General features: G+C 57.6%; 20 protein-coding genes. 16 read left to right on the top strand and 4 right to left on the bottom strand.

Going from position 1 to position 23,965, the window contains the following annotated elements:
• The first annotated feature begins 59 nt into the window (after positions 1 to 59).
• The 3 genes from lon to ACTQY1_RS10295 all read left to right on the top strand — a co-directional run bounded on the left by lon (position 60) and on the right by ACTQY1_RS10295 (position 3,778).
• Positions 60 to 2,378 (top strand): endopeptidase La, encoded by a 2,319-nt coding sequence (lon, locus tag ACTQY1_RS10305; RefSeq protein WP_353844382.1) that lies wholly within the window; start codon positions 60 to 62, stop codon positions 2,376 to 2,378.
• Between the two features lies 1 nt (position 2,379).
• Positions 2,380 to 3,009, top strand: a complete 630-nt coding sequence (gene yihA / locus ACTQY1_RS10300) for a ribosome biogenesis GTP-binding protein YihA/YsxC (protein WP_022488130.1) — start codon at positions 2,380 to 2,382, stop codon at positions 3,007 to 3,009.
• A 100-nt stretch (positions 3,010 to 3,109) separates the two neighbouring features.
• Entirely contained in the window at positions 3,110 to 3,778 is a 669-nt protein-coding gene (locus tag ACTQY1_RS10295; RefSeq protein ID WP_279127666.1) for an NUDIX hydrolase, read from the top strand.
• Here ACTQY1_RS10295 and ACTQY1_RS10290 read toward each other — a convergent pair.
• Positions 3,696 to 4,928, bottom strand: a complete 1,233-nt coding sequence (locus tag ACTQY1_RS10290; RefSeq protein WP_288311495.1) for a type II secretion system protein GspD — start codon at positions 4,926 to 4,928, stop codon at positions 3,696 to 3,698. The genes ACTQY1_RS10295 and ACTQY1_RS10290 overlap by 83 nt on opposite strands.
• Positions 4,925 to 5,449 (bottom strand): hypothetical protein, encoded by a 525-nt coding sequence (locus ACTQY1_RS10285; RefSeq protein WP_022488127.1) that lies wholly within the window; start codon positions 5,447 to 5,449, stop codon positions 4,925 to 4,927. The genes ACTQY1_RS10290 and ACTQY1_RS10285 overlap by 4 nt, the downstream gene beginning before the upstream one ends.
• A 124-nt stretch (positions 5,450 to 5,573) precedes the next feature.
• Between ACTQY1_RS10285 and ACTQY1_RS10280 the strand changes: the two genes are divergently transcribed.
• Together ACTQY1_RS10280 and ACTQY1_RS10275 are read left to right on the top strand one after the other, a co-directional pair.
• Positions 5,574 to 6,803, top strand: coding sequence for a GspE/PulE family protein (locus ACTQY1_RS10280; protein ID WP_288311499.1), 1,230 nt, complete (start codon positions 5,574 to 5,576; stop codon positions 6,801 to 6,803).
• A gap of 11 nt (positions 6,804 to 6,814) precedes the next feature.
• Positions 6,815 to 7,468, top strand: a complete 654-nt coding sequence (locus tag ACTQY1_RS10275) for a trimeric intracellular cation channel family protein (protein ID WP_022488125.1) — start codon at positions 6,815 to 6,817, stop codon at positions 7,466 to 7,468.
• A 275-nt stretch (positions 7,469 to 7,743) separates the two neighbouring features.
• On the opposite strand, the gene ACTQY1_RS10270 is transcribed toward ACTQY1_RS10275, so the two are convergent.
• A complete protein-coding gene (locus tag ACTQY1_RS10270; protein WP_022488124.1) occupies positions 7,744 to 8,235 on the bottom strand; it encodes a YajQ family cyclic di-GMP-binding protein in 492 nt (163 codons plus the stop codon).
• Between the two features lie 118 nt (positions 8,236 to 8,353).
• Positions 8,354 to 9,910: a DUF4127 family protein gene (locus ACTQY1_RS10265; RefSeq protein WP_022488123.1), complete on the bottom strand. Its 1,557-nt coding sequence runs from the start codon at positions 9,908 to 9,910 to the stop codon at positions 8,354 to 8,356.
• 135 nt (positions 9,911 to 10,045) lie between these two features.
• Between ACTQY1_RS10265 and uvrB the strand changes: the two genes are divergently transcribed.
• The 11 genes from uvrB to scfB all read left to right on the top strand — a co-directional run bounded on the left by uvrB (position 10,046) and on the right by scfB (position 23,705).
• Positions 10,046 to 12,040, top strand: a complete 1,995-nt coding sequence (gene uvrB, locus ACTQY1_RS10260) for an excinuclease ABC subunit UvrB (protein ID WP_302157261.1) — start codon at positions 10,046 to 10,048, stop codon at positions 12,038 to 12,040.
• Positions 12,033 to 14,852, top strand: a complete 2,820-nt coding sequence (uvrA, locus tag ACTQY1_RS10255) for an excinuclease ABC subunit UvrA (RefSeq protein ID WP_441374168.1) — start codon at positions 12,033 to 12,035, stop codon at positions 14,850 to 14,852. Before uvrB ends, uvrA begins: the two co-directional genes overlap by 8 nt.
• On the top strand, positions 14,849 to 16,717 hold the full coding sequence (gene uvrC, locus ACTQY1_RS10250) for an excinuclease ABC subunit UvrC (RefSeq protein ID WP_302157257.1): 1,869 nt from the start codon (positions 14,849 to 14,851) through the stop codon (positions 16,715 to 16,717). The genes uvrA and uvrC overlap by 4 nt, the downstream gene beginning before the upstream one ends.
• A 114-nt stretch (positions 16,718 to 16,831) precedes the next feature.
• Positions 16,832 to 16,993, top strand: coding sequence for a rubredoxin (gene rd / locus ACTQY1_RS10245; protein ID WP_012937911.1), 162 nt, complete (start codon positions 16,832 to 16,834; stop codon positions 16,991 to 16,993).
• A 69-nt stretch (positions 16,994 to 17,062) separates the two neighbouring features.
• Positions 17,063 to 17,872 carry a Cof-type HAD-IIB family hydrolase gene (locus tag ACTQY1_RS10240; protein WP_022488119.1) on the top strand — a complete coding sequence of 270 codons (810 nt, stop codon included), beginning with the start codon at positions 17,063 to 17,065 and terminating at the stop codon, positions 17,870 to 17,872.
• Positions 17,873 to 17,948: 76 nt separating this feature from the next.
• Positions 17,949 to 18,815 carry an RNase adapter RapZ gene (gene rapZ / locus ACTQY1_RS10235; RefSeq protein ID WP_022488118.1) on the top strand — a complete coding sequence of 289 codons (867 nt, stop codon included), beginning with the start codon at positions 17,949 to 17,951 and terminating at the stop codon, positions 18,813 to 18,815.
• Between the two features lie 10 nt (positions 18,816 to 18,825).
• Complete coding sequence (locus ACTQY1_RS10230; protein WP_022488117.1) at positions 18,826 to 20,199, top strand: gluconeogenesis factor YvcK family protein; 1,374 nt, start codon at positions 18,826 to 18,828, stop codon at positions 20,197 to 20,199.
• Positions 20,200 to 20,201: 2 nt separating this feature from the next.
• Positions 20,202 to 21,131 (top strand): DNA-binding protein WhiA, encoded by a 930-nt coding sequence (gene whiA, locus ACTQY1_RS10225; RefSeq protein ID WP_022488116.1) that lies wholly within the window; start codon positions 20,202 to 20,204, stop codon positions 21,129 to 21,131.
• A complete protein-coding gene (locus tag ACTQY1_RS10220; RefSeq protein ID WP_154487775.1) occupies positions 21,128 to 21,979 on the top strand; it encodes a polysaccharide deacetylase family protein in 852 nt (283 codons plus the stop codon). The genes whiA and ACTQY1_RS10220 overlap by 4 nt, the downstream gene beginning before the upstream one ends.
• An 87-nt stretch (positions 21,980 to 22,066) precedes the next feature.
• Positions 22,067 to 22,210 carry a six-cysteine ranthipeptide SCIFF gene (gene scfA / locus ACTQY1_RS10215; RefSeq protein ID WP_071142269.1) on the top strand — a complete coding sequence of 48 codons (144 nt, stop codon included), beginning with the start codon at positions 22,067 to 22,069 and terminating at the stop codon, positions 22,208 to 22,210.
• 85 nt (positions 22,211 to 22,295) lie between these two features.
• Positions 22,296 to 23,705, top strand: coding sequence for a thioether cross-link-forming SCIFF peptide maturase (scfB, locus tag ACTQY1_RS10210; RefSeq protein ID WP_154487776.1), 1,410 nt, complete (start codon positions 22,296 to 22,298; stop codon positions 23,703 to 23,705).
• Positions 23,706 to 23,965 lie beyond the last annotated feature (260 nt).

Below are 23,965 nucleotides of genomic sequence, written 5' to 3'. Positions count from 1 at the left end.
AGGGGTGCCGGCATCCCTTTTCCCTTTTTCTCTATTCAACAAAAGGACGGTGAAACAAGATGTTGGATGCCAATACTATGAGACTGCCGCTGCTGCCGCTCCGGGGGATCCTGGTGTTCCCCGGGATGATCATCAATCTGGATGTGGGACGGGACCGTTCCATCCGGGCGGTGGAAAGCGCCATGAATATGGGAAAGCGAATCCTGCTGGTGACCCAGCGGTCTGCGGAAGAAAATGATCCTACTGCCAAGAGCCTGTACAATTTTGGGGTAATCGCGGAAATCAAACAGCTGCTGAAGCTGCCCAACGGGGCCATGCGGATCCTGGTGGAAGGCCTTACCCGGGTGGAAGTGATCTCCGTGGTGGACGCGGTAGGGATGAACCTGGAAGCCTATGTGGCGGAACGGGAAGACATCAATGACCACTCCAACGAAGTGGAAGCCCTGAAGCGGATGCTGGTGGAAACCTTCGAACAGTGGGTGCTGGCCAGCAAGAAAGTGAACACGGAAGTGCTGCTCACCTTTAAGGATCAGCCGGATCCCGGGAAAATCGCCGATATGATCGCCGGGTACCTGACCATCGATGTGGAGGAAAAGGAAAAACTCCTGGAAGCGGTGGATGTGAAGGAACGGCTGCACCTGCTCTATGGGTATCTGTGCAAGGAACTGGAAATCGTCAACCTGGAAAAGGACATTTCCCAGCAGGTCCGGAAGCAGATCGAGCAGAACCAGCGGGAATACTACCTGCGGGAACAGCTGAAGGCCATCAATAAAGAACTGGACGAAGGAGGCGAAAAAGGCTCCGAAGTCAAGGAATACCAGGAAAAGATGCAGCAGGTGAAGCTTCCTGACGATGTGAAGGAAAAGCTGGACAAGGAGCTGGACCGGCTGTACAAGATGCCTCCCATGATGGCGGAAAGCGCAGTGATCCGGAACTATCTGGACACGGTGCTGAGCCTGCCCTGGGGGAAGATGACCCAGGACAACTACGACCTGAAGAAGGCGGCTGCGGTGCTGGACAAGGACCACTACGGCCTGAAAAAGGTGAAGGAACGGATCCTGGATTACCTGGCAGTGCGGGCTTTGACCCACAGCAACCGGGGACCCATCATCTGTCTGGTTGGGCCTCCTGGTGTTGGGAAGACCAGTCTGGCCCAGAGCATTGCCCGGGCTGTGAACCGGAAGTTCACCCGGATCAGCCTGGGGGGCATCCGGGATGAAGCGGAAATCCGGGGCCACCGGCGGACCTATATCGGGGCCATGCCCGGCCGGCTCATCAACGGGATGATCGACTGCGGCACCGACAACCCGGTGTTCCTGTTGGACGAAGTGGATAAAATGGGGGCAGATTTCCGGGGTGACCCGGCTTCCGCCCTGCTGGAAGTGCTGGATCCGGAACAGAACAGCCATTTCAGCGACCATTACATCGAATTCCCCTATGACATGAGCAATGTGTTCTGGATCGTGACCGCCAATACGGTGGAAACCATCCCGCCGGCACTTTTGGACCGTTTGGAAGTCATCGAGCTGTCCAGCTACACCGATGAGGAAAAGCTGAAGATCGCCCAGCTCCACCTGCTGCCCAAGGAACGGAAGGCCAACGGCCTGACCGGCAAACAGCTGAGCCTGGGGGCTGCTTCCATCCAGCACATCATCCGGGACTACACCCGGGAAGCCGGGGTCCGGAACCTGGAACGGAAGATTGCCACTGTCTGCCGGAAGGCAGCCCGGAAAATCGTGGAAGACGGCCTGTCCAGGGTCAGCGTCACGCCCGCCCATCTGAAGGACTACCTGGGACCAGCCATTTTCCTGGAAAGCGATATGCGGGCCCGGTCCGAAGTAGGGGTCTGCACCGGTCTGGCCTGGACCAGTGTAGGCGGCGAACTGCTGAAGATCGAAGTGGTGGTCTGCGAAGGCAAGGGCAAACTGGTCCTCACCGGGCAATTGGGAGATGTGATGAAGGAAAGCGCCCAGGCGGCCTTTACCTACATCCGTTCCCGGGCCAAGGAACTGGGGCTGGATCCGGATTTCAATGAGAAAGTGGATATCCACATCCATGTGCCGGAAGGGGCCATTCCCAAAGATGGTCCTTCTGCGGGGATTACCATGGCCACGGCCATGGAAAGTGCCCTGACCAAACGGAAGGTGAAGGCGGACCTGGCCATGACCGGGGAAATCACCATCACCGGCCATGTGCTGCCCATCGGCGGCCTGAAGGAAAAGGTCCTGGCAGCTCACCGGTATCGGGTGAAGACGGTGCTGATTCCCCGGCAGAACCAGCAGGATCTGGAGGAAATCCCGGAAAAAGTCCGGAATGACATGACCTTTATCCCTGTGGACAGTATGGACCAGGTGACCAAACTGGCCCTGGAGGCATAACATGGCAGGAAAAGAGTGGGACATCATCGGTGCTTCCTATGTGGCTTCGGCGGTAAAGGCCACCCAGTATCCCCAGGATACCATTGACGAGGTGGCGTTCATCGGACGGAGCAATGTGGGAAAATCTTCCCTGCTGAATTCCCTGGCCCGGCGGAAGGGCCTGGCCAGGGTCAGCAGCTCTCCCGGCAAGACCCAGACCATCAACTTCTATTCCTTCCAGGCCAAGCGCCAGCAGGAGGAAAAAGTGGACCGGCACACCTACTATGCAGTAGATCTGCCGGGGTATGGATTTGCCCGGACCAGCAAAGGGAACAAGGAGCAGTGGTCCGCCTTTATCTGCAAGTACATGGAGAATTCCCAGTACCTGAAGCTGGTCTGTGTGCTTATGGACATCCGCCATGCGCCCATGGAAAGCGACATCGACTGCTACCAGTGGCTGCTGAGTCTGGGACTGCCTATTATGGTGATCCTGACCAAAAGCGACAAGCTGAGCAAGGGCGCCGTGGCCAGCCAGAAGGCCCTGTACCAGAAGACCTTCGGCCTGGGGGACGAGCAGATCATGACCTACAGTTCTACCAGTCATACCACAAGAAAAGAACTGATCAACCGGATCATGGAGCATTTGGAATAAAAGAAAGGGGCTGTTGCGAAAACAACAGCCCCTTTACCATTTCCTAAAAATATTGTACAATTCTGTTATGTTCGATACAAAAACGAAGGGAGAAACGGGTATGAGTCAGGAAATGGAACAGCGGCAGAAACTGGCCGGGCTTTGGCCGGACCAGCGGCAGCGGGTGGATAAAACCCTCCGGCTTTGGGAAAGCGCCGTGCTGCTGCCTTTGCGCTGGACCAAACATGGGTGGGAAATCCTTTTTGAGGTCCGGGCTGCCAACATGAGCTGGCAGCCGGGAGACATCTGCTTTCCCGGAGGCCATCGGGAGGACTCGGATCCCAGCTTCTGCGCCACTGCCCTCCGGGAGACCCGGGAAGAACTGGGCATCCCGGAAGACAAAATCCAGGTACTGGGGCCTTTGGACTATTTCTACGGCTATTCCGGTCCCATGATCTATCCCTTTGCCGGGATCCTGCCCAGCCAGGTCTCTCTCCAGCTGGACAAGCAGGAAGTGGGGGAAGTGTTTTCAGTCCCGTTGAAGGACCTGTTGGCCATCCATCCGGTGGTGGGGAAATTGTCCCTGGCCAGCCGGCAGGAACCGGGATTTCCATCTCAGTGGGCCTATGGCTTCCAGGACGGCTGGAACATCCGGGGCGGCTATGAAGTGTTCTTCTATCCTTGGAAGAAGCGGATCATCTGGGGCATTACCGGCCGGATCCTCCACCAGTTCCTGGAACGGGTCCGGCAGGGAGGGATCCTTCCGGAGGCAGCACATCGGGATCGCTGAGATAGGGGGTCAGGATCATGCATACCTCCGTCCGGTTCCGGCTCTGGCTCCGGAACTTGAACAGTTCTCCCAGAAGGGGCAGTTTGGACAGCAGGGGAATGGCCTCCAGCCGGTGCTGTTCCTGTTCGCTGATCAGACCGCCGATCACCAGGGTTTCCTTTTCCCGGAGCCGTACATGGGTATCCGCCGTCCGGCTGGTGATCCGGTAGTTCTTCAGTTCCGCGATCAGGGTGGGAGTGCTCACTTCCGTGTGGACTTTGGCGGTGATCAGTCCGTCCTGGCTCAGGTATGGAGTGTAGGAAAGCCGGATCCCCGCATCCACATATTCCGTAGTGCTGGTGGTGGTGCTGTTGGTGACCTTTTCCGTCACCACCGGGATATGGTCCCCGATGAAGATACTGGCTTCCCGGCCGGGCAGGGTGATGATCCGGGGGGTGGCCAGCACCTTGGCTTTTCCTTCCTGGCACAGGGCACTGAGCCGGGCCTGGAAATTGGCTCCGTACCCGTGGCCCAGGTGGATCCGGCCGGCCATGTTTTCTTCTCCCTGGTCTTTGCCGGCCGGCAGAGGACTCCAGTCCCACTGGAGCCCCAGTTCCCGGGAGGCGGTTTCCCCCAGGGACAGGATCCGGGCTTCCAGGGTGATTTGCCGGGTGGGCCGGTCCAGGGCCTTCAGGGCCTCCTTCAGCCGGTTTTCCTCTCCCGGGGATCCGTGGAACAAAATGGCGTTGGCTCCTTTGGACCAGGCTAGGGGAGCGGAAAACAGGGGCTTCAGGGATTCGGCGGTTTCCCGGGCGGAGATGTATTCCAGCGGATGCACCGACAGACGGCCGTCCAGGGCGTCCATCCGTTCCGGCCGGGCCACCCACAGGGTATCTCCTTCCAGGTTCCAGCAGAGCCCCTGGCTGCGGGTGACGGCTTCCAGCGCCTGGGACAAGGGCATCTCATGGAGTTCCAGGGACAGGGTGCCGGAGGCCGGCTCGTCCAGGATCAGGCTCCGGCCGGACAGCTGGGCAATGCTCTGGAGCACGGCACCGGTGGGGGCATTTTCCACGGAAAGGGAAATGGGATCTTCCAGAGAAGCGGCCAGAACCCATTTGACTGGTGTAAAAAAGCAGAAAATACAGAAACAAATGACAGAAAGTCTTTTCATGGCCATACCTCCCCGATCCGGATCTGACGGGCCCCGCATTCCAGGGCAGAGGGCAGGACCTGGGTGATGGAACCCAGGCCAGGAAGTTCATCTCCTTTGCCCAGGAGACGGTGTCCTTCCGGCAGGGCCGCCAGAGCTTTCCGGGTGCCGTTCATTTCCAGGATCCCCAGGAGACGGCAGACCTGGAGGGAAGGGGCCGGCTGGGAAGCAGCCGGAGCCGCCGGGATTCCGGAGGGGACCGGGACGGCTGGAACTTTTTTCCCGGAGGCAAGGGTCCCGACCGGATGATCCAGAGGCCGAAAGGGGTCCCGCCGGGGCAGAGGCTTGGGACGGACCGGCTTTTTCAACGGTTCCGCCGTTTCTTCTTCTGAAAGAGCAGGCAGGGGCGGAAGATCCGGCAGAGAGGGAGAAGGGAACAGATACAGGGCGGAACCGGTGCCGGCGGCTGCCAGCATCAGGCCCAGTCCCAGCCGGGAGGGCAGAGCGGGGAGCGAAGAAAAAGAAAACGGTAAGGAAAACATGGGAACCTCCTTCATAAAATGGATTCAGGTTCCATTATAGGAAATTTCAGGAAATTTTCCTACCCCCCGGGTCATGAACGGAGGAAAAGAGATAGTGAACGGTCAGTCAGAAAGGAGAAGAGCCATGTTTGGGCATCCCTATGGCAGTGTTTCCGGTGGAAACCGGTGGAACAATCCTCTGGAAGGAGGAAGAGAGGATACGGCATCGCCGGCTGTCCGTCTGGCCCGGCAGGTGCTGGAAAAGGCCCTGGAACGGGGAGCCAGCGACATCCATCTGGAACCGGAAAAAGACCGGATGACGATCCGCTGCCGGGTGGACGGAGTGCTCCAGCCCCTTTGCCAGGTGGAACGGAACCTCCAGGATCCGCTGCTTTCCCGGTTCAAAATCCTGTCCGGGCTGGACATTGGAGAAAAACGGCTGCCCCAGGACGGACGGTTCCAGATCCGGTGGCGGGACCGGCCGGTGGACGTGAGGGTGTCCTCCCTGCCCACCCTGTTCGGAGAAAACCTGGTGCTCCGGCTGCTGGACCAGGAGGCTCTGCCCCTGGATCTGTCCCGGCTGGGGTTCAGTGATGCCAACCGGCAGCGGCTGTCCCAGTGTCTCCGGCAGCCCCACGGACTGTTCCTGGTCACCGGGCCCACAGGCAGCGGCAAATCCACCACCCTGTATGGGGCTCTGGCGGCCCTGGACCGGGAGCACCAGAACATCATTACCGTAGAGGACCCGGTGGAATATCAGCTTCCGGGGATCCGGCAGGTGGCAGTGCGGCCTAAAATCGGGCTGACTTTTGCCCGGTGCCTCCGGAGCATCCTCCGCCAGGACCCGGACTGCATCCTGATCGGGGAGATCCGGGACGGAGAAACGGCGGCCATGGCCATCCAGGCGGCTCTTACCGGACACCGGGTGCTGAGTACCCTACACACCAACCGGGCGGCAGGGGCGGTGAACCGGATCCTGGACATGGGAGTGGAGCCCTATCTGGTGGCTTCTGCTCTCCAGGGCGTGGCCGGACAGCTGTTGGTCCGGAGACTGTGCAGGGAGTGCAAAAAGGCGTATACTGTAACGGAAAGGGACTGGGAATGGAAGTATCTGGGGCTGGAAGAGCCACGGACCCTGTACCGGGCCCAGGGATGCCCCCACTGCCGCCATACGGGCTATGCCGGCCGGCTGCCTCTCCAGGAGGTGCTGGTGATGGACGGCGGGCTGCGCCGGGGGATCCTGGAAGGATGGAGTGAAGAACGGCTGGAACAGGAGGCCCGGAAAGGGGGCTTCCGTTCCCTCCGGGAAGACGGCCGGGACAAGGTACTGGCTGGAGAGACCAGCGGAGAAGAACTGCTGAGAGTGTTGGGATAAAGGGAGGATGTATGCTGCAGCTGTGGAATCTGTTTGAAATCGCCGGGACTGTTTCTTTTGCGGCTTCCGGTGCCATTGTGGGCATGGTGAAGAACATGGATGTGTTCGGAATCACGGTGCTGGCGGTGCTTACCGCCGTGGGAGGCGGGATGATCCGGGATGTGCTGGCAGGCTATACCCCTCCCATGGCTCTGGAGAACCCGGGAAACCTGCTGCTGGCGGTGCTTACGGCTCTGGCCATGTCCTGGCTCTTTGCCTCCTACCGGATCGCGGGACGGAAACGGCAGATCGTGACTTTTTTCTATATTGCGGCGGATACGGTGGGACTGGCTTCCTTTACGGTGACCGGGACCCTCACCGGCCTGTCCCAGGGCAAGCCCCACACCTTTGTGTATCCCATTATGCTGGGGCTCCTGACAGCGGTGGGAGGCGGGGTGCTCCGGGATCTGATGGCCCAGCGGGTGCCCAGTGTGCTGAACACCGATGTGTACGCCACCGCCTCCCTGGCCGGCAGCCTGGTCATGTGCCTGTGCTGGCATTACGAAAGCCAGGACCTGGCCCCCTGGCTGGGCGCCTTCATGGTGATCGCCCTCCGGTTCTTCGCTGTCCGCTTCCGCTGGCAGCTGATCCATCCCATGGAGAGGAGGAAGAGGGGGAAGGAATAAAAAAGGTGCTGTTGCATGCGCAACAGCACCTTAGTCGGGAGTCTGGAGTCGGAAGCCTCAGGACAGGATCCGCCTGGCTGGGCGGATCCTTTTGATTCTGTAAAACCAGAATCGAAATCAACCTGATAGGGCATTTCGTCCAAAGGTTTTACACATTCAAAAAAATTTGCTTGCAAATTTAACATTGGGCTCCAGACTTCAGACTCCAGACTTGAGCCGCTATGCGGCTCTACAGCTAAGGGGGTGTTGCACGGAACGTGCAACATCCCCTTTTCTTATCTCATATTGATAAACTGCATATCGATTCCGAAATCCTGTCCTTTGACCAGCTGGATCACGGCTTGGAGATCGTCTTTTTTCGGGCCGGACACCCGGATCTGGTCGTCCTGCTGCTGGGTGGTCACCTTGATCTTGGCGGCTTTGATGGCAGCGATGACCTTTTTGGCGGTTTCCTTGTCGATGCCCTGTTTCAGCTTTACGGTCTGCCGGACGGTGCCTTTGGCGGCAGGTTCCACTTTGCCCGGGTCCAGGCTGCGGAGAGACAGGCCCCGTTTGGCCATCCGCTGACGCAGGATGTCCAGGATGGCACCCAGTTTGTATTCGTCTTCCGCTGCCAGTTTCAGGTCTCCGTCAGAGAGCTCGATGGTGGCGTTGGAGCCCCGGAAGTCATACCGCTGTTCGATTTCTTTCCGGGTCTGGTTCAAAGCGTTGTCCAGTTCCTGCATGTCAATCTGGGAAACAATGTCGAAAGAGCTGTTCTTGGCCATAAATAAATCCTCCTGTAAATACATAGTTAAAATTTGTTCAAAGCCGGCGGCAAGCCGGCTTCCAGTGGCTAGAGACTAGAGACTGGAGACTAGTGACCAGCCAGGCTGCAGCCTGGCCTCACTTCACTCTCACATCCACCTCGAACATCCGGTTCCAGGGGAATTCCACCGTATAATGGGTGCCCTTCAGGGTGGGTTCGTCTTCCACGTACTGGCGGAACAGCCGGTTGGTACCGCTGAGGATCCGGTTGTAGTATTTCCCCAGATCGTACTTCAGCTTGAAATCGTGCTGGTCGATGCCCAGGCTGATCCGGTACCGGACATTGGCCTGGTAGATCCAGTCGTCCAGGAGCCGGGTCTTCAGCAGCCGTTCCCGTTCCGCCGGTTTGATCCGTTTGCCCAGGATCCCCTGGCTCAGAGCATAGCCGATGCTGTTGTCCGCCGTGTTCCAGCCGGAATAGGCGGTGAGCCCCAGCAGGGCTTTGGCATCGGTCATGGCCAGCATGAACCCGTTGTCCGCCCCGTTGGCATAGGAAATATCCGCCAGAGCCACGGGCTTCTGGGTCTCCAGGTCCGCCAGTTCTGCAGCGAAGGCCCGGTTGGCCCGGCTGGCGTAGGGGGCGTTGTCATTGGCGGTGGAATCCAGGCAGACCCCGTCTTCCGGAGTGTTCACTGCCAGCACCAGATCCGCCTTCTTCAGGTGGCTGGTTTCCACTGCCCCGCTGGCCAGGATCTGGTTCCGGACAGAATCTTCCGCCCGTTCATCGGAATACAGGGGCACGGTATCGCCGCCGGCTCCGGGTGCAAACAGGGGATAGACCCTGGGCTTTTCCCCCCGGATCTCATTGATGGCCCGGGTCACCAGCAAAAGCCCCACCTGGTCCACCCCGGGCAGGATCTGGAACCGGTTTTCCGTAACCCCGTCGCCCACAAATTTCAGGTGCCGGGCTTCCATATGGGTCTGGGACAGGGGCGCATCGTCATCCTTGCCCAGGGCAAAATAATGGAAGGTGCCGTTCTGGCACAGCCGGATCAGCCGTTTGTTGGTCTGGAAATTCATCAGCCGCCGGGTCCGCCAGTCCTTCATGACGGAATCGGGAATCTGGGCCAGCAGGGTCTGCCGTTCCTGGATCTCCGGATAGCTTAGGGATCCGTCCTGGTCCTCCTTGTCCTGGAGCTGGGAATAACGAAAGATCTTGGGGCCGTATTCCTGGTAGTACCCAGGTTCCACTTTCCCGATGCTCTGCTGGGGCGTCCGCATAATGGTGCTGAAGGCATAGATCTTCAGCCCCGGGTTGTCCTTTTTCAGCTTTTCCAGCCGCTGGACTTTTTCCTTCAGGTATTTTTCCAGATGGTGGTGTTTTCGGGAAGCCACCAGGCCCCCATAGTTCAGGCTGTCCGTAGCCAGTACCGCTGCTTCTGCATGAGGGGCTTCCTTTTCCAGCCAGTTCCACAGGGCTTCATTGTCCCCGGAACCCCGATGGTCGGACAGGTCCTTTTCCGGAGGGGTGGTCAGGGGATAGCCGGCCGCCTTGGCGGTGTCCACGGTATATTCCAGACACACAGGCCGGTTGTCCAGGGGAACGTACAGAATCTTGGGTGAGGCTTCTGCGCCCGGTGCCAGGGAAAACATCAGCAGGGCGCCAGCCAGTACCGATTTGAACGATAAATGCATGGTTTCCTCCTTCTTACAGAATCATTTTATTATACACTATCTGTATGGCTAAAAGAAAGACTTTAGACTCACCAGTCAGTACTTTTTCCGTATGATATAATGATAGAGATACTGAAAGAACAAGGAGAAACCATTATGCCATTTGAAATCCATGCTCCTTTTGCTCCGGCGGGAGACCAGCCGGAAGCCATAGAGGCCCTGGCCAGAGGGGTGGAGGACGGGCTCCATACCCAGGTGCTGCTGGGGGCCACCGGTACCGGGAAAACCTACACCATTGCCCAGGTGATCCAGAAGGTCCAGAAACCCACCCTGGTGATCGCCCACAACAAGACCCTGGCGGCCCAGCTGTGCAGCGAATTCAAGGAATTCTTCCCCAACAATGCGGTGGAATACTTTGTGTCCTATTATGATTACTACCAGCCGGAAGCCTATATCCCGGCCACGGATACCTATATTGAAAAAGATTCTTCCATGAACGATGAAATCGACAAGCTGCGGCACTCGGCCACTTCCGCCCTGATGGAACGGCGGGACGTGATCGTAGTGGCGTCGGTGTCCTGCATCTACGGTCTGGGCGGCCCCAAGGACTACTACGACAGTGTCCTGTCCCTGCGGGTGGGCCAGACGGTGGAACGGGATGCCATCCTGGAGAAACTGGTGAAGATCCGCTACGAACGGAATGACCTGTCTCTGGAGCGGGGCAAGTTCCGGGTCCGGGGAGATGTGATCGAAGTGGTCCCGGCCAGTTACGGAGAAAAAGCCATCCGGATCGAACTGTTCGGGGACGAAGTGGACAGTCTGGAGGAAATCGACGTGCTCACCGGCCAGGTGGTGGACAAACGGACTCATGTGGCCATCTTCCCGGCCAGCCATTATGTAACCAGCGATGAAAACCTGGAACGGGCCCGGAAAGACATCCGCCGGGAACTGAATGAACGGCTGAAGGTGCTGAAGGGGGAAAACAAGCTCCTGGAAGCCCAGCGGCTGGAACAGCGGACCAATTACGACCTGGAGATGATGCAGGAGCTGGGGTACTGCAGCGGCATTGAAAACTATTCCCGGCACCTTACGGGACGGAAGCCCGGGGAACCGCCTTTTACCCTGGTGAACTACTTCCCCAAGGATTTCCTTACGGTAATCGACGAAAGCCATGTGACCCTGCCCCAGCTCCGGGCCATGTACGCCGGGGACCGGGCCCGGAAGGAACAGCTGGTGAAGTACGGGTTCCGGCTGCCTTCCGCCATTGACAACCGGCCTCTCACCTTTGACGAATTCCAGGCCCAGCGGGGGCAGATCATCTATGTATCTGCCACTCCCGGGCCTTACGAAATGGAAACCACCGACCAGGTGGTGGAACAGATCATCCGGCCCACCGGGCTTCTGGACCCCCAGATCGAAGTGCGGCCCATCAAGGGACAGATCGACGACCTGCTGGGGGAAATCCACAAGGTCACCGGCCAGAAGGAACGGGTGCTGGTAACCACTCTGACCAAAAAGATGGCGGAAGACCTGACGGAATATCTTACTACCGCCGGGGTCCGGGTCCGGTACCTCCATTCGGACATTGCCACCATCGAACGGGCGGAAATCATCCATGACCTGCGGGCCGGGAAGTTCGACGTGCTGGTGGGCATCAACCTGCTCCGGGAAGGGCTGGACATGCCGGAAGTGAGCCTGGTGGCCATCCTGGATGCGGACAAGGAAGGATTCCTCCGCAGCGACACCGCCATGATCCAGACCATCGGCCGGGCGGCCCGGAATGCCCACGGCCGGGTGATCATGTACGCGGACACCATTACCGGATCCATGGAGCGGGCCATCAGCGAAACCGCCCGGCGACGGGAAAAACAGGAGGCCTTCAACAAGGCCCACGGCATCGTGCCCAAGACCATCCAGAAGAAAGTGGTGGAACTGATCAAACTCACCAAGGTGGAAGAGGACGATACCGCCGCCAAGGGATATACGGCCAAAACCGTGAAGAAACTGAAGCCTCGGGAACTGGACAAACAGATCCGGGCCATGGAAAAGAAAATGAAGGAAGCGGCCAAACAGCTGGACTTTGAACTGGCTGCGGAATACCGGGACCAGCTGATCCTGCTGAAAGGAGAGCAAAGAAAAGCTCATGAATGAAGACGTCATTGTGATCCAGGGTGCGCGGCAGCACAACCTGAAAAATATCTCCCTGAGGATTCCCCGGAACAAGCTGGTGGTGATCACCGGACTGTCCGGAAGCGGAAAATCCTCCCTGGCCTTTGACACCATCTATGCGGAAGGCCAGCGCCGGTATGTGGAAAGCCTGTCCGCCTACGCCCGGCAGTTCCTGGGACAGATGGACAAACCGGATGTGGACTATATCGGAGGGCTGTCCCCGGCCATTTCCATCGACCAGAAGACCACCAGCCGGAACCCCCGGTCCACCGTGGGGACGGTGACGGAGATCTACGACTATCTCCGGCTGCTGTTTGCCCGGATCGGGATCCCCCACTGTCCCAAATGCGGGAAGGTGATCGAACGGCAGTCCCCCCAGCAGATCGCTGACAAGGTGCTGGAACTGCCGGAAGGGACCAAGTTCATGATCCTGGCCCCGGTGGTGTGGGGATGGAAAGGGGAACACAAAAACATCCTGGAAACCGTCCGCCGGGCCGGCTATGTGCGGGTGAAGGTGGATGACCACATCTATACCCTGGATGAGGAAATCCAGCTGGACAAAAAGAAAAAACATTATATTTCCGTAGTGGTGGACCGGCTGGTGGCCCGTCCCAGCCTGGGGAGCCGGCTCACCGATTCCCTGGAGACAGCCCTGAAGCTGGGGGAAGGCACCGTGGCCATCGAAGAAATCGGGGGAGAGACCCATGTGTACAGCGAAAAGTTCGCCTGTGCGGAATGCGGCATCAGCCTGCCGGAAATCGAACCCCGGCTGTTTTCCTTCAATGCCCCCTACGGGGCCTGCCCGGATTGTATGGGCCTGGGCCAGCACATGGAATTCGACCCGGATCTGATCATCCCGGACAAGACGAAACCTTTTGACCAGGGGGCCATTGCGGCAGTAAGCTCCAATGTGAAGTCCTATTTCCTGTGTCAATTGGCAGCCGTATTGAAAAGCCGGGGCTTCTCCCTCCAGAACTGCTGGAAGGATCTGCCGAAAAAATTCCAGCAGCAGCTGTTGGAAGGGATCCCGGACGAAATCTTCACCTTCTCCTATCAGAATCTCATGGGGGAAATCAACGAACACAATACCCCTTTTGAAGGGATCATTCCGGTGCTGAAACGGCGGCTGAAGGACGCCATGAGCGAAAGCCAGCGGCTGGATTACGAATCCTTCATGACCGCCATCGAATGTTCCACCTGCCACGGGGCCCGGCTCCGTCCGGAAGTCCTGGGGATCACTGTGGATGGGAAGAACATCCAGCAGGTGTGCCAGCTGCCGGTACGGGAATGTCTGGATTTCTTCAACCATCTCCAGCTTTCGGACCGGGATGCCTTTATCGCCAAACAGATCCTGAAGGAAATCCGGGCCCGGCTCAGCTTCCTGAACAATGTGGGGCTGGATTACCTGACCTTGGACCGGGCGGCGGCTACCCTGTCCGGGGGAGAAGCCCAGCGGATCCGTCTGGCCACCCAGATCGGCTCCGGACTGGTGGGGGTGCTGTACATCCTGGATGAACCCAGCATCGGCCTCCACCAGCGGGACAATGACAAACTGCTGGAAACCCTGAAGAACCTTCGGGACATGGGGAACACCCTGATTGTGGTGGAACATGACGAAGACACCATGCGGGCGGCAGACCAGATCATCGATATCGGGCCCGGGGCCGGGGAAAACGGAGGCTATGTGGTGGCCCAGGGCACGGCAGAAGAAATCAGCCAGGTGCCGGAATCGGTCACCGGCCAGTACCTCAGCGGCCGGAAGAAAATCCCTGTGCCGGCCCAGCGCCGGAAGGGCAGCGGGAAGACGCTGACCATCAAGGGAGCCCGGGCCAACAACCTGAAGAACATCGATGTGTCCATTCCCCTGGGAACGCTGACAGTGGTTACCGGGGTCAGCGGCAGCGGCAAAAGTACCCTGATCAACGATATCCTGTACAAGGCCCTGGCCAAGAAGCTGATGGGGGCCCGGGAACGGCCTCTGGCCCACGAACGGATCACCGGGATCCAGCATATCGACAAGGTGATCAACATCGACCAGAGCCCCATTGGCCGGACTCCCCGGTCCAACCCGGCCACCTACACCGGCACCTTCGACCTGATCCGGACCCTGTTCAGCACCACCAACGACGCCAAGCTCCGGGGCTACAAGCCGGGCCGGTTCAGCTTCAACGTGAAGGGGGGGCGGTGTGAAGCCTGCCACGGGGACGGGATGCTGAAAATCGAGATGAACTTCCTGCCCGATGTGTACGTGCCCTGCGAAGTGTGCAAAGGCACCCGGTACAACCGGGATACCTTGGAAGTCCGGTACAAGGGGAAGAACATTGCGGAAGTCCTGGACATGACCGTCAGCGAGGCCTGCCAGTACTTCAGCAACCAGCAGCGGATCCTCCGGAAACTCCAGGTGCTGGAAGACGTGGGCCTGGGCTACATCCGGCTGGGCCAGGCGGCCACCACTCTCTCCGGCGGGGAAGCCCAGCGGGTGAAACTGGCCACGGAACTGGCCAAGGTGAACACCGGCCGGACCCTGTATATTTTGGATGAACCCACCACCGGGCTCCACATGGCGGATGTGCACAAGCTGCTGGAAGTGCTCCAGCGGCTGGTGGATGCCGGGAGCACCGTAGTGGTCATCGAACACAACCTGGATGTGATCAAAAGTGCTGACTGGCTTATCGACCTGGGGCCGGAAGGGGGCGACCGGGGCGGTACGGTGATTGCCACCGGGACTCCGGAACAGGTGGCGGAAGTGCCAGAATCCTACACCGGCCAGTATGTAAAGAAGGTCCTGGAATGAACGATGCCATCAAAGAGACCCTGGCGGTGCTCCCCAACGCCCCAGGAGTCTACATCATGCACGACGCCTCCGGAAAGGTGATCTATGTGGGTAAGGCGGTGATCCTGAAGAACCGGGTGCGCAGCTACTTCCGCCCGGCCAGCCAGGTGTCCCCCAAGGTCCGGGCCATCAACGCCCATGTGGCCTCCATCGAGACCATTGTCACCGCCAGCGAGATGGAAGCCCTGATCCTGGAATGCAACCTGATCAAAAAGTACCGGCCCCGGTACAACATCGACCTGAAGGATGACAAGACCTATCCCTATCTGAAGATCACCGTAGGGGAGGCCTATCCCCGTATGGTGCTCACGCGCCGGGTGCAGAAGGACGGGGCCCGGTACTATGGTCCCTTTGCAGATGCGGGAGCTCTCCGGGACACCATGAAGCTGATCCGGACCATGTTTCCCCTCCGGCACTGCCGGAACCTGAATGCCAAACGGCCCTGTCTCCAATACCATCTCCACCGATGCCTGGCTCCTTGTACCGGGAAGGTGCCTGTCAGCGAATACAAGCAGATGGTGGATGCAGTGCTGCTGCTGCTGGACGGGAAGGTGTCCCAGCTGGAAAAAGATCTGACCGCAAAAATGCAGCAGGCTTCGGACAATCTGGAATTTGAGGCGGCGGCCCGGTACCGGGATTCCCTGCTGAGCCTCCGGAAGCTGGCGGAAAAACAGAAAGCCACTACGGAAAGCGGGGACCGGGATGTGGTGGGGCTGGCCATGGATGACAGCGGGGTCTGTGTCCAGGTGTTCTTCATCCGCAGCGGCAAGATCCTGGGCCGTGACAGCTTCTTCCTGGACCAGGAAATCGGGGAGCCGGGAGGAGAAGTGCTGGCAGATTTCCTGAAGCAGTACTACCATGAAAACCACCGGCCGCCCCGGGAAATCCTGGTGAGCGAAGATCTGGCAGACAGTGACCGGACCCTGCTGTCCCAATGGCTCAGCGGTCTGTGCGAAAAAACGGTGAACCTGCTGGTGCCCCAGCGGGGACTGAAGCACGACCTGGTGCTCATGGCGGTGAACAATGCCCGGAAGAACCTGGAAGAGCGGCTCCGCCGGGGCCATGCCTTTGGAGGGACGGACCTGGATGCGGCGGAACAGCTCCAGAAGGCCCTGGGACTGGAGAAGCCCCTGGAACGGATGGACTGTTTCGATATTTCCCACAACCAGGGCCGGGAGACGGTAGCTTCCATGGTGGTGTTCCGGAACGGTGCCCCCAGCAAGAAGGATTACCGGAGGTACAAGCTCCGGTCCACAGAAGGGAAGCCGGACGACTTCAAATCCATGGAAGAAGTGGTGTACCGGCGGTACAGGGACCTGGAAGATCTGCCCAGCCTGATCATCATCGATGGGGGCAAGGGACAGCTGAGTTCCGCCTGTGCCGTGATCCGGGGCCTTGGAATCACCCCGGAGGAGGTGCCCGTCATCGGTTTGGCCAAGCGGGAAGAAGAAATCTTCAAAGAGGGGGCCCACACCAGTATCCTGCTGGACAAAATGTCTCCGGCCCTCCACCTGATCCAGCACATCCGGGATGAGGCCCACCGGTTCGCCATCACCTACCACCGGAAACGGCTGGGGAAACGGAACCTGGTGTCCGTCCTGGACCATCTGGAAGGGCTGGGGCCCAAACGACGGGCCGCTCTGTGGAAACGGTTCGGTTCCCTGGATGCTATGCGCCAGGCTTCTGTGGAAGATCTGGCGGCAGTGGATTCCATGACCCGGCCGGTGGCGGAACGGGTCCATGCTTTTCTCCAGGGCAGCCTGCTGGAAAAAACGGCCCTGCTGGAACAGGGACGGGAGAATCTGGAAAAAGAAAAACAAGAATAAATTATTAGCCAATAATTTTTCTTAAAAATTTCTTTAAAACCTATTGCCACAGGAAAGAACCTTTGGTATAATCGAGGGCGAAGAAAACAAATAATCCTGAGGGGGATACGAACAATGAAAAAATACGTTTGTGACGTTTGCGGTTATGTATATGATGAAGCTGCCGGTGATCCGGAACACAACATTGCTCCCGGCACCAAATTCGAAGACCTGCCGGAAGATTGGGTCTGCCCCATCTGCGGCGTAGGCAAAGACCAGTTCTCCGAAGAAGCCTAAAAAGCCAGAAAGGCTGTCGCATTCCAGCGGCAGCCTTTTTTTGTTGGGAAAACGAGAAGGAGGAAACCCATGTCCCTGAAAATGATTGCCATGGATCTGGATGGCACTCTGCTGGATGAAGAAAAGAACATTGCCCCGGAAGATGCGGCGGCGGTAAAAGACGCGGTAGCTGCCGGCTATTTCGTGACCCTGGCCACGGGACGGATGTACCGGTCGGCCCTGCCCTATGCCCGGGAACTGGGCATTACCCGTCCTCTGGTGGTCTACAACGGGGCTCTGATCCGGGATCCCCGGACTGGAGAGACCCTGGGAGCCTGGCCCCTGCCTCTGGAAGTGGCCCAGCCTCTTCTGGACGACTGCCTGGGCCGGGGAATCTATATCCAGGCCTATGTGGATGACCATCTGTGGGTGCCTCGGGACTGTGAGGAAGCCCGGTTCTATTCCCATTTTTCCCGGGTGCCCTATGAAGTGAAAACGGAAGAAATCCATCACCTGTCCCAGGCTCCCCACAAACTGCTGGTGCTTTCTGACCAGGTGAAGACCCTGCGGCCGGAACTGGAAGAGAAATATGCCGGGAAGATCAAAATCGTCAGCTCTTCCAAAGGATTCCTGGAAGTCACTGCTCCCGCTACCAACAAATGGCATGCCCTCCAGGCTCTGGCAGCCCGGGAAGGGATCAAAGGAGAGGAAATCCTCTGTGTGGGGGATTCGGACAATGATCTGGACATGATCACCCACGCCGGCCTGGGAGTGGCCATGGGGAACGCCAGCGATCCGGTGCGCCAGGCGGCCCGGGTGGTGACGTCGCCCAATACCCGGAACGGGGTGGCCCGGATCCTTCGGACGGTGATGACTGAACAGGTGGAGGTACCGGTATAAAGAACCGGGGAAGACTTTACACGGACTTTTTTTCCATTGTATAATAAAAACATTGAAAACTTTGCAGGGGGTGTGGATGGAAATGGCGAGAACGTTGCTGATAACCGGGATGTCCGGTGCGGGGAAGACGCAGGTAATGCGGACCCTGGAAGATCTGGGCTATTTTTGCGTGGACAATCTTCCCCCTACTTTTATTCCCAAATTCATTGAACTGTGCCTCCAGAACAAGAACGGAGGGGCCCAGCTGGCACTGGTGGTGGATATCCGGGGAGGGAAATTCTTCAAGGATCTGAACCAGGTCCTGGACCAGCTGAACCAGAGCAGCGTGCCTTATGAACTGGTCTTCCTGGATGCGGATGATGCCACCCTGATCCGGCGGTACAAGGAAACCCGCCGGCGCCATCCTCTGGCAGGGCGCAACGGACTGAGTGCGGACATTGCCCGGGAACGGGATATCCTCAGCCAGATCCGCCAGCGGGCCACTACCATCATCGATACGTCCAAGACCAGCACCAAGGAACTGCGCAGTAAAATCGTCCAGCTTTTCGGCAAGGGAGGGGAACTGCCCCCCATGAACATCGTGGTCCAGTCCTTCGGATTCAAATACGGCATTCCTCTGGACTGCGACATGGTCTTTGATGTGCGGTTCCTGCCCAATCCCTTCTATATTCCGGAGCTGAAGAATCTCTGCGGCAACGACCAGCCGGTGATGGATTACATCCAGGAAAAACCGGTGACCGGGGATTTTGAGGAGAAGCTGTTCGGGCTGATCCAGTTCCTGCTGCCCCAGTATGTCCAGGAAGGGAAGAGCCAGCTGATGATCGGCGTGGGCTGCACAGGGGGTCGGCACCGGAGTGTGTTCATAGCCAACGCTCTGGGCCGGTTCATTGAAAAATGCGGCTATGGGGTGCAGGTCATCCATCGGGATTTAATAAAGAAATAGGTGAATGCGTATGAAATGGATTAAGTGGTTGTACCCGGGGCTGAACCTGAAGCGCTGGCTGTTCCTTTTTGCGCTGGGCGCGGTGCTGGCCTGTGTGGGAGTCACTTTAATCTTCAACTATCAGTTCGTGGGGCTGTTGGAAGCCTTGGTACTGAAGTTCATCAATTCTGTGGGAGGCGAATACTACCAGTCCACCATTACGGCCCTGGGGGCTTTCAATGTAGGCCTGGGCATCCTCTTTATGCTTCTGGGGGCCACCCATGTGGTGAAGACCATCATCAATGCAGTGATGCCGGGGGAAAAGGAATCCCTCCGGGAACTGATTTTTACCCAGCAGAAGCTGGACAAGGGCCCCAGCGTGGTGGTCATCGGCGGGGGCACCGGGCTGTCCGTGCTGCTCCGGGGTATCAAACTGATCACCAACAACTGTACGGCGGTAGTGACCACGGCCGACGACGGGGGATCATCCGGCCGGCTGCGGAAGGAACTGGGGATCCTGCCTCCCGGTGATATGCGGAACTGCCTGGTGGCGTTGTCTGATACGGAACCGCTGATGGAAAAAGTCATGCAGTACCGGTTCAAAAGCAGCGCCCTCAGCGGCCACAATCTGGGGAACCTGTTCATCGCCGCCATGAGCGATGTGGAAGGCGGGGACATGGAAAAAGGCATTGCCGCTACCTGTGAGATCCTGAAAGTGCGGGGCCATGTATGGCCCAACACCACGGACAACATCCAGCTGAAGGCAAAGATGGACGACGGCAGTACCGTGGTGGGGGAAAGCTCCATTACCGCTTCTCCCCACAAAATCGTCCGGCTGATGACGGAACCGGAAAATCCCCGGGCCTCCCAGCGGGCGGTGGATGCCATCATGAAGGCGGATGCCATCATCCTGGGGCCCGGCAGTCTGTACACCAGCGTCCTGGCCAGCCTTATCGTCCCCGGGATCCGGGATGCGGTGATCCGGTCCAAGGCCGTGAAAATCTACGTGTGCAATGTGATGACCCAGCCTGGGGAAACCGACGGCTACGGGGCCTATGAGCATGTCCAGGCCCTGATCAGGCACATGGGCTGCCAGTGCCTGGATTATGTTGTGGTCAACGAGCAGAAGGCCTCTCCGGAGATTTTGGCCAAGTACGAAAAAGAAGGGGCCATGCCGGTGTCTCCCGATGTGGAGAAAATCGAAAAGCTGGGCATCGACTGTGTGCCTGCCAAGCTGCTGAATGACAGCGACCTGGTCCGGCACAATCCTCTGAAGCTGGCCAAGACCATCATCGCCCTGATCTACCGGCTGAAGCTGTTCGGCAAGGGAATCCGGTTTTTCGACTACTTCTTTGCCCGGCAGACCATGCAGGAACTGCGGAAAAATGCCAAAAAGGAGAACTGACCATGTCTTTTTCCCATGATGTGAAAAACGAAATTGCACGGTCAGAAGGAGAAAACCACGACTGTGAACAAGCGGAGCTGTTCGGGCTGCTGCGGATCAGCGGGGCAGTTTCCCTCAGCGGCCGGAAGGTGGGCATCCACTTCACCACGGAAAACGCCGCCCTGGCCCGGCGGGTGCTCCGGCTGCTGAAAAACAATTTTCCGGTCCAGACGGAAGTGATCGTTACCCGGAGCCGACGGCTGAAGAAAAACAACCGGTATCAGGTCCATGTGATCCCTTCTGATGAAGCAAGGACGGCTCTCAGCCGGCTCCATCTCCTGTCCCCTCTGGAAGAGGCAGGCAGCGCCCTGCTGAAAAAGGAAGGAGAGAAGCGGGCCTTCCTTCGGGGGGTATTCCTGGCCGGGGGATCGGTGAACAAGCCCATCAGCGACTATCATCTGGAACTGATCTGTGACAGCCTGGAAATGGGCCAGTTCATCCAGAAAATCATGAAGGGCTTCAGCCTGCCTGCCCGGATCGTGGACCGGAAGAATTCCTACATCGTGTATCTGAAGGAAGGCAATGCCATTGCCGGGTTCCTATCCCTGATCGGGGCCAGCAATTCCTACCTGGAATTTGAAAATGTCCGGGTCCTGAAGGATATGCGGAACAAGGTGAACCGGCAGGTGAACTGCGAAACTGCCAACCTGAACAAGGTGGTCCAGGCGGCGGTGCGGCAGCTGAACGCCATCCGGGTCATTGAAGAAACGGTGGGGCTGAGCACCCTGCCGGAACCTCTCCAGGAGGCGGCCCGTCTCCGGAAGGATCACCAGGATCTGTCCGTGGGGGAACTGGCGGCCCTGACGGAAGACAATGTGGGCAAATCCGGATTCAATCACCGGTTGAAGAAATTGGAACAGATTGCAGAGAAATTGAAGGATGGGGAGCAATGAAGAAACTGATTATTTTTTTGGCCATTGTAGCGGCTTTGTGCGGCCTGGGATACGGGGGATATGTTTATGTGAAGCAGGATTTTCCCCGGTTCTGTGAAGAGACCGTGCCGATTTTTGCCTACCACCGGGTGGAACCGGGCCATGACGACCCGTATACCATGCCTCCGGAACAGTTTGACGAACAGATGAAATATCTGAAGGAACAGGGCTGGAAGACCATGACCCTGGCGGAATACGTGAAGGGCCGGAAGGAAGGACGGAAGTTCCACAAGGAATGTGTGCTGATCTTTGATGACGGGTATCTGGACAACCTGACTTACGCTGCCCCTATCCTGAAAAAATACGGCTTTGTGGGGAACATGTACATGGCCGTGAAGTATGAAGGCTGGCCCGGATATCTGGACTGGCACCAGGAACATGAACTGCTGAAATACGGGTGGGCCCTGGGGTCCCATACCTTCAACCACAAGCCTCTCCAGTCCATGACACCGGAACAGATCGACTATGAACTGACCAGCTCCATGGAACACATGCGGGGCATCTACAATCCCCCGGAAGGACTCACCTTCTCTTATCCCAACGGGTCCGCCAGCGATGCCATTGCAGCCCAGGTGAAAAAAGCCGGGTACATTGCCGGGGTGGACGGCCGTGTGGGGGTGAATACGGACAAGACCGATCTGATGCGGCTGCACCGGGTGAACGTGTTCCAGAACAAACCGGAGAACCTGGGATGCTTCCAATATGATTTGAAACGGGCTCAGATCCAGAGCTATATTGATCAGACAGGGGTGAATACAGACTGGATCATCCACAAGTATTATGAACTGAAGGCGAAATTCCATCTGTAAGAAAGATAGAAACGGTTGAAAGACTTGCGTTCTTTCAGAAAAACAGATACAATGAATTATAAACATGAAGATAGGGAGGAATCGATGATGGCAAAGAGAATCAAGACTGTGAATAAAGAAATGCTGAAGAAAACCCTGAGAACCGGCGGCTGCGGCGAATGCCCGGCATCCTGCCAGTCTGCCTGCAAAACTTCCTGCACGGTAGGCAACCAGGTTTGCGAAAAAGCATAATTCCATTATGCGCGGAAGCTCCCTGCATGCGCAGGGAGCTATTTTCTTGTACCAAACAAGCAATATAAGAAGGGCGGATAGAAACTTGCTGATCCATAGAATGCATCTGGACGACAATTATGTGGTCCTTGACGTGAACAGCGGCGCCGTGCATATCATCGACGCCATGATTTATGACCTGCTGGGCTTTTACGACGGCACCAATCCGGAAGAAACCAAAGCCCATTTTGCCGGCAAATACCCGGCGGAAGACGTGGCCGAAGCCCTGGAGGAACTCCAGGACCTGCAGAAGGCCGGTCTGCTGTTTTCTCCGGATTTCCCGGTGCCGGATACCTTTTCTGATGAACCGGTGCTGAAATCTCTGTGCCTCCATGTGGCCCACGACTGCAACCTGCGCTGCGGCTACTGCTTTGCAGACACCGGAGACTTTGGGGGCCACCGGGCTCTCATGAGCAAGGAAGTGGCCCGGAAGGCCATTGAATTTGCCATTGCCGGCAGCAAACAGCGGCACAACCTGGAACTGGACCTGTTCGGCGGGGAACCTCTGATGAACATGCCTGTGGTGAAATACATTGTGGACTATGTGCGCCAGCGGGAACAGGAAACCGGGAAGAACATCAAACTGACCCTGACCACCAACGGCACCCTGCTTACCGATGAGATCGTCAAGTATCTCAACGACAACCGGGTGATGCTGGTCCTGTCCCTGGACGGCAGCAAAAAGACCCATGATCACATGCGGCCTTATCCCGGCCATGTGGGGTCCTATGATGCGGCGGTGAAGGGCTTCAAAAAAGTCATCGAATCCCGCCATGGGAAGAACTACTATCTGCGGGGGACCTATACCCATTACAACACCCATTTCTGCGATGACGTGCTGGCTATGCTGGATGTGGGATCTGAGATTTCCATGGAACCGGTAGTGGGCACCACGGAACCCTGGGTGCTGACAGAAGAAGACTGGTCTACCCTGGACAAAGAATACGAAAAACTGGCCCGGGCCTATCTGGAAAAGAAGCGGGCAGGAGTGCCTTTTGACTTCTTCCATTTCAACGTGGCTCTGGACAACGGGCCCTGTGTGGCCAAACGGCTGGCAGGCTGCGGGGCCGGTCATGAATATTTTGCCATTACTCCGGAAGGGGACATTTACCCCTGCCACCAGTTCGTGGGACGGGAAAAATACAAAATGGGTACCCTGGATACAGGCATCGTGAAGAAGGATATGGTCCAGTACTTCCGTCACATGCATGTGATGAAGAAGGAAGACTGCCGGACCTGCTGGGCCCGGTTCTTCTGCAGCGGCGGCTGCCATGCCAATGCGGATCTGGTCAACGGGACCATTGAAAAGCCCTATGCTTATGGGTGCAAGATCCAGAAGAAACGGCTGGAAATGGCCATTATCGTCCAGGCTCTCCTGACGGAAGATGTGAAAGAAGGCGGTGCAGACCACCGGCCTGTAATCGACAACTTCAAATTCCAGGTGGAGAAAAAGTAACTGGATTGTCAGCGGTCAGCTGTCAATGGTCAGCGGCCGATGGAAGGGATTGGCAGAGTATATCCTGCCAATCCCTTTTCACTTTTTTTAGAAATCCTGTTGACAAAAATATAATCCCATGATATTATAATCAAGTCGCCGATGAGCGACGAGGTTGGAACCCTGAAAACTGAATATTGTTGACAGATGTGCGGGTCAAGTCACTTTTAGTGATGAGATCGAGTCACCTGGATGACAACCAGGTTAAAAAATCAAAGCTA

It is taken from the genome of Acidaminococcus sp. HCP3S3_G9_1, assembly GCF_052122455.1.
GTDB lineage: Bacteria > Bacillota > Negativicutes > Acidaminococcales > Acidaminococcaceae > Acidaminococcus.
The sequence above is the reverse complement of the archived record's forward strand: the minus strand, read 5'-3'. Positions and strand labels throughout refer to the sequence as shown.

What these genes read in the sequence shown, in the direction of transcription:
- rd (WP_012937911.1), top strand. Translation starts at nt 16,832, where the DNA reads ATGAAAAAATACGTTTGTGACGTTTGCGGTTATGTATATGATGAAGCT.
- scfA (WP_071142269.1), top strand. Translation starts at nt 22,067, where the DNA reads ATGGCAAAGAGAATCAAGACTGTGAATAAAGAAATGCTGAAGAAAACC.
- ACTQY1_RS10285 (WP_022488127.1), bottom strand. Translation starts at nt 5,449, where the DNA reads ATGTTTTCCTTACCGTTTTCTTTTTCTTCGCTCCCCGCTCTGCCCTCC.
- uvrA (WP_441374168.1), top strand. Translation starts at nt 12,033, where the DNA reads ATGAATGAAGACGTCATTGTGATCCAGGGTGCGCGGCAGCACAACCTG.
- lon (WP_353844382.1), top strand. Translation starts at nt 60, where the DNA reads ATGTTGGATGCCAATACTATGAGACTGCCGCTGCTGCCGCTCCGGGGG.
- ACTQY1_RS10290 (WP_288311495.1), bottom strand. Translation starts at nt 4,928, where the DNA reads ATGAAAAGACTTTCTGTCATTTGTTTCTGTATTTTCTGCTTTTTTACA.
- ACTQY1_RS10220 (WP_154487775.1), top strand. Translation starts at nt 21,128, where the DNA reads ATGAAGAAACTGATTATTTTTTTGGCCATTGTAGCGGCTTTGTGCGGC.
- yihA (WP_022488130.1), top strand. Translation starts at nt 2,380, where the DNA reads ATGGCAGGAAAAGAGTGGGACATCATCGGTGCTTCCTATGTGGCTTCG.
- whiA (WP_022488116.1), top strand. Translation starts at nt 20,202, where the DNA reads ATGTCTTTTTCCCATGATGTGAAAAACGAAATTGCACGGTCAGAAGGA.
- ACTQY1_RS10295 (WP_279127666.1), top strand. Translation starts at nt 3,110, where the DNA reads ATGAGTCAGGAAATGGAACAGCGGCAGAAACTGGCCGGGCTTTGGCCG.
- rapZ (WP_022488118.1), top strand. Translation starts at nt 17,949, where the DNA reads ATGGAAATGGCGAGAACGTTGCTGATAACCGGGATGTCCGGTGCGGGG.
- ACTQY1_RS10230 (WP_022488117.1), top strand. Translation starts at nt 18,826, where the DNA reads ATGAAATGGATTAAGTGGTTGTACCCGGGGCTGAACCTGAAGCGCTGG.
- ACTQY1_RS10240 (WP_022488119.1), top strand. Translation starts at nt 17,063, where the DNA reads ATGTCCCTGAAAATGATTGCCATGGATCTGGATGGCACTCTGCTGGAT.
- ACTQY1_RS10275 (WP_022488125.1), top strand. Translation starts at nt 6,815, where the DNA reads ATGCTGCAGCTGTGGAATCTGTTTGAAATCGCCGGGACTGTTTCTTTT.
- ACTQY1_RS10280 (WP_288311499.1), top strand. Translation starts at nt 5,574, where the DNA reads ATGTTTGGGCATCCCTATGGCAGTGTTTCCGGTGGAAACCGGTGGAAC.
- ACTQY1_RS10270 (WP_022488124.1), bottom strand. Translation starts at nt 8,235, where the DNA reads ATGGCCAAGAACAGCTCTTTCGACATTGTTTCCCAGATTGACATGCAG.
- ACTQY1_RS10265 (WP_022488123.1), bottom strand. Translation starts at nt 9,910, where the DNA reads ATGCATTTATCGTTCAAATCGGTACTGGCTGGCGCCCTGCTGATGTTT.
- uvrB (WP_302157261.1), top strand. Translation starts at nt 10,046, where the DNA reads ATGCCATTTGAAATCCATGCTCCTTTTGCTCCGGCGGGAGACCAGCCG.
- uvrC (WP_302157257.1), top strand. Translation starts at nt 14,849, where the DNA reads ATGAACGATGCCATCAAAGAGACCCTGGCGGTGCTCCCCAACGCCCCA.